Origin of the sequence: Parvibaculum sedimenti (genome assembly GCF_009184905.1) — a bacterium.
Classification (GTDB): Bacteria; Pseudomonadota; Alphaproteobacteria; order Parvibaculales; family Parvibaculaceae; genus Parvibaculum; species Parvibaculum sedimenti.
In genome coordinates this window covers 259,283-273,087 of the sequence record NZ_WESC01000003.1, presented here as the reverse complement: position 1 = coordinate 273,087, position 13,805 = coordinate 259,283, and the positions used below count along the sequence as shown (strand labels likewise).

Annotated in this window: 13 protein-coding genes; all 13 read left to right on the top strand. The window is 61.2% G+C overall.

Annotated features, from left to right (window positions below):
- Positions 1-4 precede the first annotated feature (4 nt).
- The 13 genes from F2P47_RS04870 (at position 5) to F2P47_RS04810 (ending at position 13,796) form a co-directional block, all read left to right on the top strand.
- Positions 5-478 carry a nucleoside deaminase gene (locus F2P47_RS04870; protein WP_152215042.1) on the top strand — a complete coding sequence of 158 codons (474 nt, stop codon included), beginning with the start codon at positions 5-7 and terminating at the stop codon, positions 476-478.
- Positions 479-499: 21 nt separating this feature from the next.
- Complete coding sequence (locus F2P47_RS04865; protein WP_152215041.1) at positions 500-1,867, top strand: amidohydrolase family protein; 1,368 nt, start codon at positions 500-502, stop codon at positions 1,865-1,867.
- Positions 1,868-1,879: 12 nt separating this feature from the next.
- Positions 1,880-5,092 (top strand): molybdopterin cofactor-binding domain-containing protein, encoded by a 3,213-nt coding sequence (locus tag F2P47_RS04860; protein WP_152215040.1) that lies wholly within the window; start codon positions 1,880-1,882, stop codon positions 5,090-5,092.
- Positions 5,093-5,097: 5 nt separating this feature from the next.
- On the top strand, positions 5,098-5,568 hold the full coding sequence (locus F2P47_RS04855; protein ID WP_152215039.1) for a (2Fe-2S)-binding protein: 471 nt from the start codon (positions 5,098-5,100) through the stop codon (positions 5,566-5,568).
- Between the two features lie 237 nt (positions 5,569-5,805).
- Positions 5,806-7,002, top strand: coding sequence for an amidohydrolase/deacetylase family metallohydrolase (locus F2P47_RS04850; RefSeq protein ID WP_185680945.1), 1,197 nt, complete (start codon positions 5,806-5,808; stop codon positions 7,000-7,002).
- Positions 6,999-7,670: a hypothetical protein gene (locus F2P47_RS04845; protein WP_152215037.1), complete on the top strand. Its 672-nt coding sequence runs from the start codon at positions 6,999-7,001 to the stop codon at positions 7,668-7,670. Before F2P47_RS04850 ends, F2P47_RS04845 begins: the two co-directional genes overlap by 4 nt.
- A 9-nt stretch (positions 7,671-7,679) precedes the next feature.
- The gene (locus tag F2P47_RS04840; protein WP_152215036.1) at positions 7,680-9,017 is read left to right on the top strand and encodes an 8-oxoguanine deaminase; all 1,338 of its coding nucleotides are present in this window, start codon (positions 7,680-7,682) and stop codon (positions 9,015-9,017) included.
- A 13-nt stretch (positions 9,018-9,030) separates the two neighbouring features.
- Positions 9,031-9,240: a rubredoxin gene (locus tag F2P47_RS04835; protein ID WP_343032302.1), complete on the top strand. Its 210-nt coding sequence runs from the start codon at positions 9,031-9,033 to the stop codon at positions 9,238-9,240.
- Between the two features lie 149 nt (positions 9,241-9,389).
- On the top strand, positions 9,390-10,079 hold the full coding sequence (locus F2P47_RS04830; protein WP_152215035.1) for a GntR family transcriptional regulator: 690 nt from the start codon (positions 9,390-9,392) through the stop codon (positions 10,077-10,079).
- A 447-nt stretch (positions 10,080-10,526) separates the two neighbouring features.
- Positions 10,527-11,405: an outer membrane protein OmpK gene (locus F2P47_RS04825; RefSeq protein ID WP_152215034.1), complete on the top strand. Its 879-nt coding sequence runs from the start codon at positions 10,527-10,529 to the stop codon at positions 11,403-11,405.
- 122 nt (positions 11,406-11,527) lie between these two features.
- A complete protein-coding gene (locus F2P47_RS04820) occupies positions 11,528-12,202 on the top strand; it encodes a cysteine hydrolase family protein (protein WP_152215033.1) in 675 nt (224 codons plus the stop codon).
- A gap of 2 nt (positions 12,203-12,204) precedes the next feature.
- Positions 12,205-12,405, top strand: a complete 201-nt coding sequence (locus F2P47_RS04815; RefSeq protein ID WP_152215032.1) for a DUF4089 domain-containing protein — start codon at positions 12,205-12,207, stop codon at positions 12,403-12,405.
- Positions 12,402-13,796 carry an AtzE family amidohydrolase gene (locus F2P47_RS04810; RefSeq protein ID WP_152215031.1) on the top strand — a complete coding sequence of 465 codons (1,395 nt, stop codon included), beginning with the start codon at positions 12,402-12,404 and terminating at the stop codon, positions 13,794-13,796. The genes F2P47_RS04815 and F2P47_RS04810 overlap by 4 nt, the downstream gene beginning before the upstream one ends.
- Positions 13,797-13,805: the final 9 nt, after the last annotated feature.

The window sequence follows — 13,805 nt, the reverse complement described above, 5'->3', positions numbered from 1 at the left end:
GTGAATGTGCAATGAGAGTGATTTCATGCGGCGCGCCATAGAGCTTTCGGCCGAGGGCATGGCGAAGGGGGCAGGCGGTCCCTTTGGTGCCGTCGTCGTGAAGGATGGCAAGATCATTGCCGAAGGCTGGAACGAGGTGACGAGCACCAACGATCCAACCGCGCATGCGGAGGTGCAGGCGATCCGCAGGGCGGCCAGGGCGCTCGGCACATTCGATCTTTCCGGTTGCGATGTTTATGCGAGCTGTGAGCCCTGTCCCATGTGTCTTTCAGCCATCTACTGGTCGCGCGCATCGCATCTTTTTTATGGTGCGCATGCTGCGGACGCAGCGTCCGCCGATTTCGACGATGCGTTTCTCTATGAGCAGATAAAGCTCCCGGAAAGTGAAAGATCTTTGCCGACCAAGAGCATTTTGTCCGACGAGGCTGCGGAGGTTTTTCGCGCCTGGCTCGCGAAGCCTGACCGCGTTCCCTATTGAGTAAGAGTGCAAGCTAAAGACATGAATGAAGTTCTGCTGACCGCTGACGCGGTTCTGACCATGGATGTCGCCAATACGGTCTTTATCGACGGTGCGGTGCTGGTACGCGATGACAAAATCGCGGAAGTTGGAAGGGCTGCGGAGCTGTCAGCGCGCTATCCGGCGGTCAGGCGCAAGGATTTTGGCAAGGCGGTTCTGCTTCCCGGCCTGATCAACACGCATATGCATTCGGGCATTCTGCGCGGTACCGCCGAAGGCCTGCCGCTCTGGGATTGGCTGCGGCTCTTCATCGATCCGATGCATCGCGTGCTGCGTTCTGAGGAAGCCGAGGCATCGTCATGGCTTTGCTACGGCGAGAGCCTGCTCGCGGGCACGACCACGGCAGTCGACATGTGGCGCTTCATGTACGGCTCGGCCAAGGCCGCGGAGCAGCTCGGCTTCCGCGTCGTCATGGTGCCTTATGTCGGCGAGGAAGTCGGCTTCGATTACTTCGACAACCTCGACGACAATGAAAAGCTCATTCAGGAGTGGCACGGCAAGGCGAACGGCCGCATTAATGTCTGGGTCGGGCTCGAGCACCAGTTCTATGTCGATGAAGCGGCCTGCAAGCGCGCCATCGACATGTGCAAACGCTATGGCGTTGGTCTTCACACACATTCCAATGAATCCCGCGACGAGGTGAAGGAAGCCTATAAGCGCTATGGCATCAGCCCGATCAAGGCGCTCAAGAACAAGGGCATTCTCGACATCGAAAATGTGCTGCTCGCTCATTGCGTCTGGCTCGAGGATGAAGAGATTGCTCTGCTCCGCGACAATGGCATTGGCGTCGCGCACAATCCGACCAGCAACATGAAGATCGCGAGCGGTTCCGCGCCGGTCGTCGACATGATCAAGGCGGGTATCGCAGTCGGCATTGGCTCGGATGGTGAGAAGGAAAACAACAATCTCGACATTTTCGAGGAAATGAAGATCGCGTCCATCCTTGCCAAGCTTCGCGGCATGGACGCGGCGGCTTATGGTGCATGGGATGTGCTGCGCTCGGCCACCATCGAAGGTGCGCGCGCCATTGGCATGGCGGACAAGATCGGTTCGCTCGAAGCGGGCAAGCAGGCCGATATCGTGGCCGTGCGCGCCGACGGCCCGCATATGACGCCCTTCATCGAGGAAGGCCCCTTCTTCAATCTTCATCACAATATCGTTCATGCCGTGCAGGGCGGTGATGTCGTGATGACCATGGTGGACGGCTTCATTGCCGCCGAGAATGGCGTGCTCACTGCTGGCGATATGAAGAAGTTCATCGCCGACGCGGAGAAAGCCTGCGCCGATGTGATCGAGCGCCGTACGGAATGGTTGAAGGAAAATGAGCAGGGCGCCCTTTCGCCGGTTTGAGTAGAGCGTCCCATGAAGAAGAGCCTCGTCGCCCCCCAAATCTGGCATCCCGAAGAAGTATCGGAGGCCTGGTCGCTTCTCAAGCGCTTCGGCAAGGCCGCGCGCGTCCTTGCGGGCGGAACGGCGGTGCAACTCGACTGGGCGGCGGGCGCGCCTGTGCCGGAACACTGGATCGATCTCAACCGGCTTGACGATCTTCGGGGCGTCACGGAACTTGCCGATGGCGGTATCTGGATCGGCGCTCTGACGAGCCTGAGCGCACTCCGCCACGGCGCGCTTATTGGGAAAAAGCTGCCGATGCTGTGTGATGCTGTGGGGCGCGTCGGTTCGGCCGGTATTCGCAACCTCGCGACGCTGGGCGGGAATGTTGCGAGCGGCAGCGGCTGCATCATCCCAGCCCTGCTTGCTCTCGATGCCGAGGTTGAGCTTTTCACCGCCAAAGGATTGGTCAGACGGAATCTCCGGGCGCTCCTGTCATCGAGTCTGACGCCGATGGAAGGCGTGGTGCTCGTTGCCATCGTCGTTCCCGCAAGGTTGCCGGCGAAGACATGCTTTGAAAAGATGGGACTTCGCCGTGCTTTCACCCCAAGTGTCATCAATGCGGCGGCGGGATTGTGGTTCGACGGCGCGGGCAATGTCGTCAAGGCGCGGCTCGCCATCGGTGGCGGCATTACACCGCCGCAGCGTTTGTCCGCTGCAGAACACTCGCTTATCGGTATACCACTGTCGGCGCTCGACTGGACATCGTTGAAACGCGACATGCTTGGCGAGATGCGTGTGCCCTCCGACGCTTTTCGCAGCGCGGAATATCGGCGCAATGTCGCTGCGAATGCAATCATTGCGGGTCTTGGCGGTGGCGTTGCGCTCGACGCAGTGGCAGGCAAGGCGTCCGCTCATTGTTTTGCGTCCATACCTGCCTTCGTGCCGGTGCCCTATAGCGAGGTCGAAGTTTCTCGAGCGGCGATGAGCGAGCGCTGGCGGATGAGGCCCGATGTCACGGCCAAGGTTGAAGGGGCCTTCACCTATCTGACGGACATCCGGAAGCCTGACATGCTTGTCGGGCGCGTGCTCAGGGCAGGTTATCCCCATGCGCGGATCCTCGGTATAGATACGTCCGAGGCGGAGGCATTGCCCGGCGTTCATGCGGTGGTGACACATCGCGATGTGAAGGGGCTCAACGGCTACGGCATCGTCATTCCAGATCAGCCGGCCTTCTGCGCCGACAAGGTGCGCTATGTCGGCGATGCCGTTGCGGCGATCGCCGCCGAAAGCGAGGAGATTGCGGAGCGTGCGCTTGCGCTTATCCGCGTCGACTATGAAGTGCTGCCAATCGTGGATGACGCGGAGCGCGCCTTGGCGCCCGATGCGCCGCTTGTGCACGAGAGCGGAAATCTTCTGGCCGACCTGGGTCTTGAGCGCGGCAAGGTGGACGAGGCGTTCGCCCGGGCCGCGCATATTGTCGAGGATGTCTATGTCACGCCGCGACAGATGCATGCCTTCATGGAGACGGAGGGCGGCTATGCCGAACCGACGCCGGAGGGCGGGCTGCTCGTCTGCGTCGCCGGGCAGCATGGCTATCGCGACCGCATGCAGCTCGCCCGCATTCTCGACGTGGATGAGGAGTGCATTCGTATCGTGTCGAGCCCGTCAGGCGGCGCATTCGGCGGTAAGGATGAATTGACGGTGCAGCCCGCGCTCGCCCTCCTGGCGTTGAAGGCCGGGCGGCCCGTGCGCTTGCAGCTCGATCGCTGGGAGTCAGTGCTTGCAGGCACCAAGCGTCAGCCTATGCGGATCAGGATGCGGACGGCCTGCGACGCGGAAGGATATCTGATCGCGCAGGAGGTCGACGCGATTGCCGATGGCGGCGCTTACGCATCGCTTGGCGCATCTGTTGTCGAAACCGCGCTTGAGCATGTCACGGGCGCCTACCGCATTCCCAATGTCCGCTCGCGTGGACGGCTCGCCTATACGAATAATGGTTTCGGCGGCGCGTTTCGCGGCTTCGGCTGTAACGAGATGTTGTTCGCTGTGGAGAGCCAGATCGGGCGCCTTGCCGAAAAGGCGGGGCTCGATCCCGTGAGCTTCCGCGTGCGCAATCTGCGTCAGCCGGGCGACATGGGCTATCTGGGGCAAGTGGTGGCGCCGAGCGATCGCGGACGCGAGACGCTGGCGGCGGCGGCAGCGAGCGATCTGTGGGCACGGGAGCGCGGCGTGTCGGCGGATGGGCGCAAGGTCATCGGTGTCGGGCTCGCCGTCGCACTTCAAGGGTCTGGCCTCGGTTCCGCCATTGGCGACAGCGGCGCGGCGCGCCTGTCGCTGGCTGCGGACGGCAAGATCGAGGCGGCCTTCGGCGCGGAGGAAATCGGGCAGGGTGTCCTTGCGCTTATTCAGGAAAGCGTTGCCCGGGTGCTGGGTTGCGAGCGCGACGATGTGAGGCCGGTTATCGGCGATACGGCGAAAACGGTCGATTCCGGATCGACCACGGCTTCGCGCATGACTTATGTCGTCTGGCGCTCCGCTTCGGAGACAGGGCCGGAACTCAGCGCGAAGCTTCTGGCCGCCGCCGCGAAGGAAATGGGCAAACAGTCGGAAGAACTCGCCATCGGCGCGGGCGGCATTTACGACGCGCGACGAAATGTGCCCGACGTGCCGCTGCTCAGTTTTGCGGCACTGGCGCAGTCGCTCGGCGAGGCGGAGCGACCGAGTGCCGAGTGCGGCTTCGCCTTTCCGATTTCGCATGGCACCGTTGAAGGCAACGCGCGCTTCCTGCATTGCCATAGCGCCGTGCTGGCGCGGGTTGCCGTCGACCGCGTGACCGGGATGGTGGAAGTGCTCGATCTCGATCAGCACACTGCCGCCGGACCTGTCATGGATGTGGCCAATTATAGCGGCCAGATCGAGGGCGGGGGTGTGCAGGGGCTCGGTTTCACGCTCACCGAAGATACGCTGATCGAGGGGGGCACTTTCACCTCGCGCAATTTCGACAGTTACATGGTGCCCATGATCGCGGATGCGCCCGCGAATATGCGTGTCTTCGCCATGGAAGAACTTGATGCTGGCGATCCTTACGGTCCGCGTGGCGTCGGTGAGCTTGGCATTTCGGCGGTGTCGCCCGCCGTCGCCGCCGCTGTCGCCGATGCAGTGGGCATCTGGGTGGTGGAGGCACCATTCAGCCCGGAAAAGATACTGATTCGAACGGGCGGCATGTCCGCACCTGCGGAGTGACGGCCATGACCATCCGCTTTGTACTCAATGGAGAGCCCGTCGAGATGGACGCCCGTCCCGACGAGCGTTTTGTCGATCTGCTCCGCGACCGCCTGGGCCTGCCCGGCGCGAAGGTCGGCTGCGGCATTGGCCGCTGCGGTTCCTGTACGGTCATCATCGATGATGTGGCAATGAATGGCTGTCTGCTGCCTGCTTACAAGCTCGAAGGGCGGCGGATTACGACGGTAGAAGGGCTTGGAAGCCTGCCAGAGGGCCGCGCCGTCATATTGGCTTTCAGCGAGGGGAATGCCTTCCAGTGCGGCTATTGCGCGCCGGGTTTCACAGTCGCAATGACTGCGCTGCTCATGCGTGAGGATGTTCCGGACGAGGCCGATATTCGCGAAGCGCTGGGCGGGCATGTTTGCCGCTGCACCGGCTATCACTCGATCTTGCGCGCGGCGGCAGATGCGGCGGTCAGGTGCCAAAAGGATGACTAAATTTTGGTCATTCTGACCAGGATGGTATCGCCGATGCTATCGAATATTGCTTTAGAGCGTTGCTATTCCGCCATTCGTCCATGGCACTCGCTTTGCATACATACGCTCAGCCTCACGGCTGGGAATTTCCGGGTCTAGAGAACCACCTGGATGGGACTCCTGAGTCAAGATGGCGGGTTAGCCTCCGTCATAACGCCTATTGCGTACGGTTCTCTTCTCCTGTTCGGGAGCACGGCTATGACTCTACCCACCGAGAAGAAAACCCTCCTCAAGAATGGCCGCGTCATCGATCCGGCTTCGGGCTTCGACGCGATCGCAAATGTGCTGGTCGTGGACGGCAAGATTGCTGCCGTCGGCGCGGCTGCTGGCGCTGAAGTCGCCGATGCCGAAGTCATCGACGTCTCCGGTTGCCTCGTCACGCCGGGCCTCATCGATATTCATACGCATTGCTTCGTCGGTCTTGGCGATTTCTGCCTGCCCGCCGATATGATGGGCGTCCACTCGGGTGTGCCGGTCATCGTCGATGCCGGAACGGCTGGCGCCACGATCTTCGGTCTTGCGCGCCGCGCGGTCATCGACCATCCGGACACGAAGACCAAGGTTCTGGCCTTCATGGACCCCTGCCAGATCTATCTCGCGAACAAGGGCTATATCTGCCATCAGCTCGAAATCGCAGCCGATCTGCGTAATCTCGATCCCGAGGTGACGCTCGAGGCGCTGGAAGCCAATCGCGACGTCATCGTTGGCTTCAAGGTTCGCGCGACCTATACCGACAATCCGAAGGTCTCTCCTTTCCTTGAGATGGCGAAGGAGATCGGCAAGGACCTGCCGATCATGATTCATCTCGGCACCTTCCCGCACACGCCGGTGATCGATTATCACGACCTTCTCGATGCGCTTCGTCCGGGCGATATCATCACCCACGCGTTCCGTGGCGGTGGCGGCCAGCTCGATGCGAAGGGCGAACCGACGCCGCAGTTCATTTCGGCGGTGGAGCGTGGCGTTGTGCTCGACATCGGCCATTCGGGCGGCGATTTTCACATTCCGACGGCGCTGCGCCTGATGGAGCGCGGTTTCCGGCCCAACACGATCTCGACTGACCTCAACGTCTTCAATGTCGACGGACCAGTCTTCTCCATGTCGACGACGATGACGAAGATCTGGGCGCTCGGTGCTTCCCTCACCGAGGTCATCAGCATGAACACGGTTGGCGCGGCGGCTGCCATCCGCAAGAGCCACGAATATGGCACGCTCGGAATCGGCCGCTCCGCCGAAGTCAGCGTGTTGCGGATCGAAGAAGGCGACTTTGTGCTGACCGATGGCCACGAGACCATGCGCACCGACCAGCGTCTGCGCGCCGTTGGCTGCCTGCGCGCCGGCGAATGGTTCGACGCGACGCATGACCGTATCCGCATGCTGGAGGCCGCCGAATGAGTGTCGAAGCAACCGAAGTGATGGATCCCAAGGCTTTCTATGATGATCTCGTCGGTAGCCTGAGCAAGTGGCGCGAAGGACAGGACGAAGCGGCCAAGAGTTTTGGCGCCTCCCGTCCTTTGGGCCAAGCGGAACTTCTTGAATGGCTCAAGTTCCAATGCTGGTATGAGCGGCAGGCGGCGAACTTCATCGGTTCCTGGCTCGCGGACACGCCGGAGCCCGAAGCCTTTTTCGGTCTCTGTACGCAGATTTCCGATGAAGGCCGCCATTGCAAGATCGTGCAGTCGCATATCGAGTCGCTTGGCAGCTCGATGGAAGGCTGGGTGCCTGAGCCCGAATATGTGGAATGGGTGCAGGAGTTCTATGCGAGCGGCGACGATACGCTGGAGCGCGTTTCGGCCCATAACATCACCGGGGAAATCGGCGTGATGAATGCGTTCGAAGGATTGATGCCGCGTATTCCCGAGGCGACGCGGCATGTGATTGAGAAGATCATGCCCGACGAGGCTTTCCACATCGCGCTTGGCCGCACCATCGTTCATCGCTATGCGACGACGGCGGATCGGCAGGCGCGGGTGCGGCGGCGCGTGAGGCAGGCCTTCGAACTCGAGCAGAAGGGGCGTATCGCTTTCGATCGACGTGTCCAGGCGCTCGCGGCGGCGGAATAGGTGAGCGGTATGACCTTATGGATCAAGAATCCGCTCGGCATATTCGCCGAAGGCGCGGGGGGCGGCATCGTGGTCGATGGCACCCGCATCGTCGAGCTGGTGGCGGCGGGGGCTGCCCCGTCCACTCCGGTCGATGAGGTGTTCTATGCGTCCGAGCATGTCGTTCTGCCGGGCCTCATCAATACGCATCATCATTTCTACCAGACGCTGACGCGAGCCTTTCGACCTGCGGCCGACAAGGCGCTCTTCGACTGGCTGAAGGCGCTTTATCCGGTCTGGGGCCGGATGGAGCCGGAGGCGTTCCGTCTTGCGTCGAGACTCGCGATGGTGGAACTGCTGATGTCCGGCTGCACGACGGCCTCGGATCATCACTATGTCTTTCCGGCGGGTCTCGAAGAAGCGATCGATATCCAGATGGAAGAGGCCGAAAAGCTCGGCCTGCGCGTGGCGCTCTGCCGTGGCTCGATGGATCTCTCCGTCGAGAATGGCGGCTTGCCACCCAAACAGGTGACGCAGGATATCGACACCATCCTTGCCGACAGCGAAAGGCTGGTTGGCCGCTGGCACCAGCGTGAAGACGGCGCTATGCGGCAGGTCGTGCTTGCGCCTTGCTCGCCTTTCTCCGTTTCGGGCGACCTTATGCGCGAAAGCGCAAAGCTCGGCGAAGCGCTCGATGTGAGGCTTCATACGCATCTCGCTGAAACCTACGATGAGAACGACTATTGCGTTCAGAAATTCGGCGTTCGTCCGCTCGATTATGTCGAAAGCCTCGGTTGGGTTTCGGATCGCGTCTGGTTCGCGCATGGTATCCACTTCACCGATAACGAAATGCGACGTCTCGGCGAAGCCGGAACCGGCGTGGCCCATTGCCCGACATCCAATATGATCATCGGCTCGGGCGTCTGCTCGCCCATGGCGCTCGAAGCCCTCGGCGCTCCGGTTGGCCTTGCCTGCGATGGTGCGGCAGCCGCCGACAGCTCCAACCTCGTGCAGGAAGTGCGACAGGCGTTCCTGCTGCAACGGGCGATGCGCGGCGTTGGTGCCGTGACCCACAAGGATCCGCTGCGCTGGGCGACCAAAGGCTCCGCGCGGTGCCTTGGCCGAAAGGATATCGGTATCATCGCGCCGGGCGCACAGGCGGACTTCGCCATGTTCCGTCTCGATGAGTTGAGGTTCTCCGGTTATGACGACCCGGTTGCGGCCATTGTCATTTGCGGCGCGCATGCGGCTGACCGGATCATGGTCGCCGGCAAGTGGCGCATCGTCGATGGTGAAGTGCCCGGACTCGATCTCGCCGAATTGCGTCATGCCCATCAGGATGCGGCTCGCCGCGTTCAGGCTGCATGAACGGAAGGACATCATGAATATGAAAGTGACGATCGGTTCCGGAGCGGCGACCGAGACGAAAGCGAAATGGGTCTGCAAGGTCTGCGGCTGGATTTATGATGAAGCCGAGGGGGACCCCGACAGCGGAATTCCCGCTGGCACGCCTTTTGAAGAGATTCCTGACGATTGGGTCTGCCCGCTCTGTCTGGTGTCCAAATCAGACTTCGTTCTTCTGTCGGTCTAAGCAGAATGTGGGTGGCCCTCTCCTGAAGAGCGTATCTTTCGCGTTCGTGGATTTTCACCTGGGAGGGGAGCGTGGATACCGAACGACTGCCGACCGAAGCTTCTTGCGAACCCGAAGCTGAAAAATCGGGATCGGAGGAGGGACGGCTGATGGCTCTTCGTTTCGACGCCAATGCGGCGCGGCGGGGCTGTACACGAGCCGACGAGCTCCGTACCCGGATTGCCGACGAGATAACGAGCGGCCTCATTCCACCGGGAACCCGCCTCGACGAGGTGCAATTGGCTGAACGCTTCGATGTCTCGCGCACTCCGGTGCGCGAGGCGCTGAAGCAATTGAGCACTATCGGTCTGGTGACGCGCGGTGCGCGGCGAACCATGACGGTCGCCGAAATCTCTTCGCCTCAGCTCGACCAGATGTTCGAGCTCATGGGTGAGCTAGAGGCGACCTGCGCGCGTCTCGCCGCCGTCAAGATGACGAGCGAGGATCGGGCGCGGATCGAAAGGGCGCATGAAATCTGCCGCGAGCGCATGCGGCAGGGGGACGCCGTGGGCTATGGAGAGGCAAACGCCTCTTTTCACGCCATTATATATGCGGGCTCCCATAATCCTTACGTTGTCGAAGCGACCCAGCAGATCAGGATAAGACTCGCGCCCTTCCGCAAGGCACAGTTCTATACGCCGGACCGCATGGCCAAATCCTTCGAAGAGCATGACCACATTGTTCGCGCCATTCTCCGCGCGGATCAGGTCATGGCTGCCGACATCGTGCGCGAGCACATCGTTGCAGCGCGAATGGCCTATGCCAATTTTTTTGCGAGCGTGCAGTCGGGCGGCGACTAGCACTCGTTCTTCGCCGTGATGCTTCTATGTTCGGCGTTGATGAAGCCCCGCGTCTCTCGACAGACGAGAGCTGTCGCGCATTCATGCCAGCCCATCGGGACCAATAGTTGCGCATCTGTAACAGTGGCATCCAAATTTCAACATCGAAACGGGCTCTGGCATGGCGCTTCACTGCGTTTCATTCGAGCAAATGCTGCAGTCGCTCACTCATTGAGCAGAAAAAGTGTCGTCTGCATACAAAAAGACAGGTTTATGACGCGGTGCAGTGCAGGAACCTGACCAATCGGTCGGAAAATCCCCAAAACACCCGATATGCCGCCTGATTTCGACCGCACCCGAACTGGTACGCCGATTGCTATTCACCCCGCATGCGTTCGAACCAGCCGGCTGGATGGGCGACGTGATGGCTAAACAAGTAAATGTGCAACTTAGCGAGGTAGTGCGGGGATGTTTGTAACGAACAACGGTTTTTCAAAGGCAGTCGGTGGGGCGATTGCCGCTGGCGTGATGTCGGTCTCGCTGCTCGCGGGCGCGTCGGCCCAGGCCGCCGACTGGAGCAACACGGACATTCAGTATCTCTATGGCCGGGGCTACCAGGACTACGACAAGTCCGGCAACAAGATCGACGATCAGGCCAAGGGCGTTGTGACCATCGAGCATGCCGACGGCTGGTCCTACGGCGACAATTACTTCTTCTTCGACATTTCCAATCCGTTCGGCGGCAATAACGGCACGGACGGCCGCGGTAAAGATGGCAAGGGTACTGTCACCTATGGCGAGTGGTCGCCGCGTCTCAGCATCGGCAAGACGTTCTTCGGCAAGGAGCTCGGCTTCGGCGGCATCGTGAAGGACACCTTCCTCGCGGCGAACTTCGAATATTCGAGCGGCGACTTCTGGGCGCGCGGTCACTCGATCCTCGTCGGTCCGGGCTTTTCGCTCGATCTGCCCGGCTTCGCCTTTGCGGATATCAACTTCTACGCCCGCAAGAGCTATCGCGACGCCATGGCGAAGGACACGGGCCTTGGCGGTCAGGTGACCATCGACTGGCTCTATCCCTTCTCGATCGGTTCGACGAGCTGGTCGTTCGGCGGCTTTGCCGACTACGCCTTTGGCGAAAAGGGCGGCGTGAACATTTACGGCGGCAACGGCACGAAGGCCAATTCGCTGATCACGCAGCCGCAGCTGCTGCTTGACGTAGGCGCACTGATGGGTGCCAAGCCGGGCGTGCTGAAGGCCGGCATCGAATATGACGTCTGGATCAACAAGTACGGTCTCGACGGTGCGAACGAGAGCAACCCGAACGTCATGGTGATGTGGACCTTCTGATTGCGAAATGCTGCCGCGCTTCTCGCAGTGGCGCGGCAGCAACGTAAGCGGGGGACGGCCTCCGTGTCTGCTCCTTCGGGCGCGGAGGTCGTTTGCTCCGTCTGTCAATTCCAGGTCGTTCCATGCCGATAATCGCAGCCAAACCCTATGATTATTCCCTACCGCTCGAAGGCGCTGCGCTGATTGTCATCGACATGCAGCGCGACTTTCTGGAGCCGGGTGGCTTCGGCGAGATGCTCGGCAATGATGTGAGCGTCCTCTCTGCAATCGTGCCAACAGTAAAAAACCTGCTCGACGCGGCGCGCAATGCAGATCTTCCAATTATTCATACGAGAGAGGGGCATCGGCCAGACATGTCGGATTGCCCGCCTTCAAAGCGCCAGCGCGGCGGCGGCAAGGTGACAATCGGGGATATGGGCCCGATGGGCCGCATTCTCATTCGCGGCGAGGCGGGACATGACATTGTTCCCGAGCTTGCGCCACGTCCGGGCGAGGTCGTGCTCGACAAGTCGGGCAAGGGTTCGTTCCATGCGACCGATCTCGGCCACATTCTGGCCAACAAGCGTATTACCCATCTGATCTTTGCCGGAGTGACAACCGAAGTCTGTGTACAGACGACAATGCGCGAAGCAAATGATCGCGGTTTCGAATGCCTCCTCGCCGAGGATGCGACGGAGAGCTACTACCCCGGTTTCAAGCAGGCGACGCTCGACATGGTTCGGGCGCAAGGCGGAATTGTGGGCTGGACGGCGACAACGGATCAGATCGTTGCTGCGCTCGCCGGTGTGGGAGTGTGACCATGGCCGTTCCACTTGATCTTGAGGCCTATCTCGATGCGGCGTCGGTAATTGTTGGCCTGCCGATCGCGCCTGAATATCGCGCTGAGGTGCTGGCTAATCTCCAACGCACGACCGCAATTGCGGCGGCGGTGCTTGAATTTCCAATGTCTGATGAAGAAGAGGAGTCCGCCTCCGTCTTCTGCCCGGGTGAAGCAGAATGACGCCGGTGCAAGGCTCCGCGGCCGAGATCGCAGCCAGTGTTCGCAGCGGCGCCACCAGCGCGAGCGACGTTCTTGCGGCGGCGAAGGCGCGGATTGAAAGCGCCGACGGTGTCATCAAGGCCTTCACAGACCTGACGCTGGAACGCGCCGAGAGGCAGGCGCAGGAGATTGACGCCGCGATTGCGGTGGGGCGCGATCCGGGACCCCTCGCGGGGGTTCCGTTCGCCGTCAAGAATCTCTTCGACATCAAGGGATTGCCGACGCGCGCAGGGTCGAAGATCAATCGCGATCGGACCCCTGCCATTGAGGACGCGGTACTCATTCGCCGCCTCACCAAGGCCGGTGCGGTCCTCATCGGTGGTTTGAACATGGGCGAATATGCCTATGACTTCACCGGCGAGAATGTGCATGACGGCATTTGCTGCAACCCGCGCAACACGGATCATATGTCAGGCGGTTCGTCGAGCGGTTCTGGTGCGGCGGTTGCCGCCGGGATGGTGCCGTTGGCGCTGGGTTCGGACACGAACGGATCAATCCGCGTACCTTCGGCGTTGTGCGGTATTTTCGGTCTGAAACCAACCTATGGCCGCTTGCCGCGCAGCGGCACCTTTCCTTTTTGCGACAGCCTCGACCATCTTGGGCCGCTGGCGCGATCGGCGCAGGACCTCGCGCTGTCTTTCGACGTCATGCAGGGGCATGACGCGCATGATGTAGCCTGTGCGCGCAAGCCGTCACTCGAAACGACCAAGACGTTGGAAGCGGGTGCGAATGATCTCCGCATTGCTGTCGCCGGAGATTACTTCACACGCGGCGCGAAGCCCGAAGCGTTGGAGGCTGTCGCGAAGGCAGCTTCCGCCCTTTCCGTGACGCGCGAAGTCGTGATCCCCGAGGCGGCACGGGGGCGGGCCGCAGCTTTCGTCATCACGACGAGCGAAAGCAGCGCGCTGCATATTGACCGCCTTAGAATGCGCGCCGCCGACTTCGATCCGGATACGCGCTATCGCTTCCTCTCCGGCGCGCTGGTGCCCGCCGCCTGGTATATCAAGGCGCAGCGCTTCCGTCGCTGGTACCATGATCAGGTCATCGCGCTCTTCAAGGATGTCGACATCATTCTCGCGCCCGCGACGCCGTGCGCAGCGCCAAAGATTGGCGAGAAGCTTCTGACGCTTGGCGAAGAGACGGTGCCGCTCAGACCCAATCTCGGCCTCTTCACGCAGCCCATTTCCTGCATCGGATTTCCGGTGGTCGTGGCTCCCATCCAAAGGGAGGACGACTTGCCGCTTGGCGTACAGATCATCGCCGCGCCGTGGCGCGAGGATCTTGCGTTGCGCGTGGCCGCGGAATTGCAACGTCTGGGCGTAGCCGCTGCGCCTGTTGCAACGGGAGTTTGAGGAGATCGC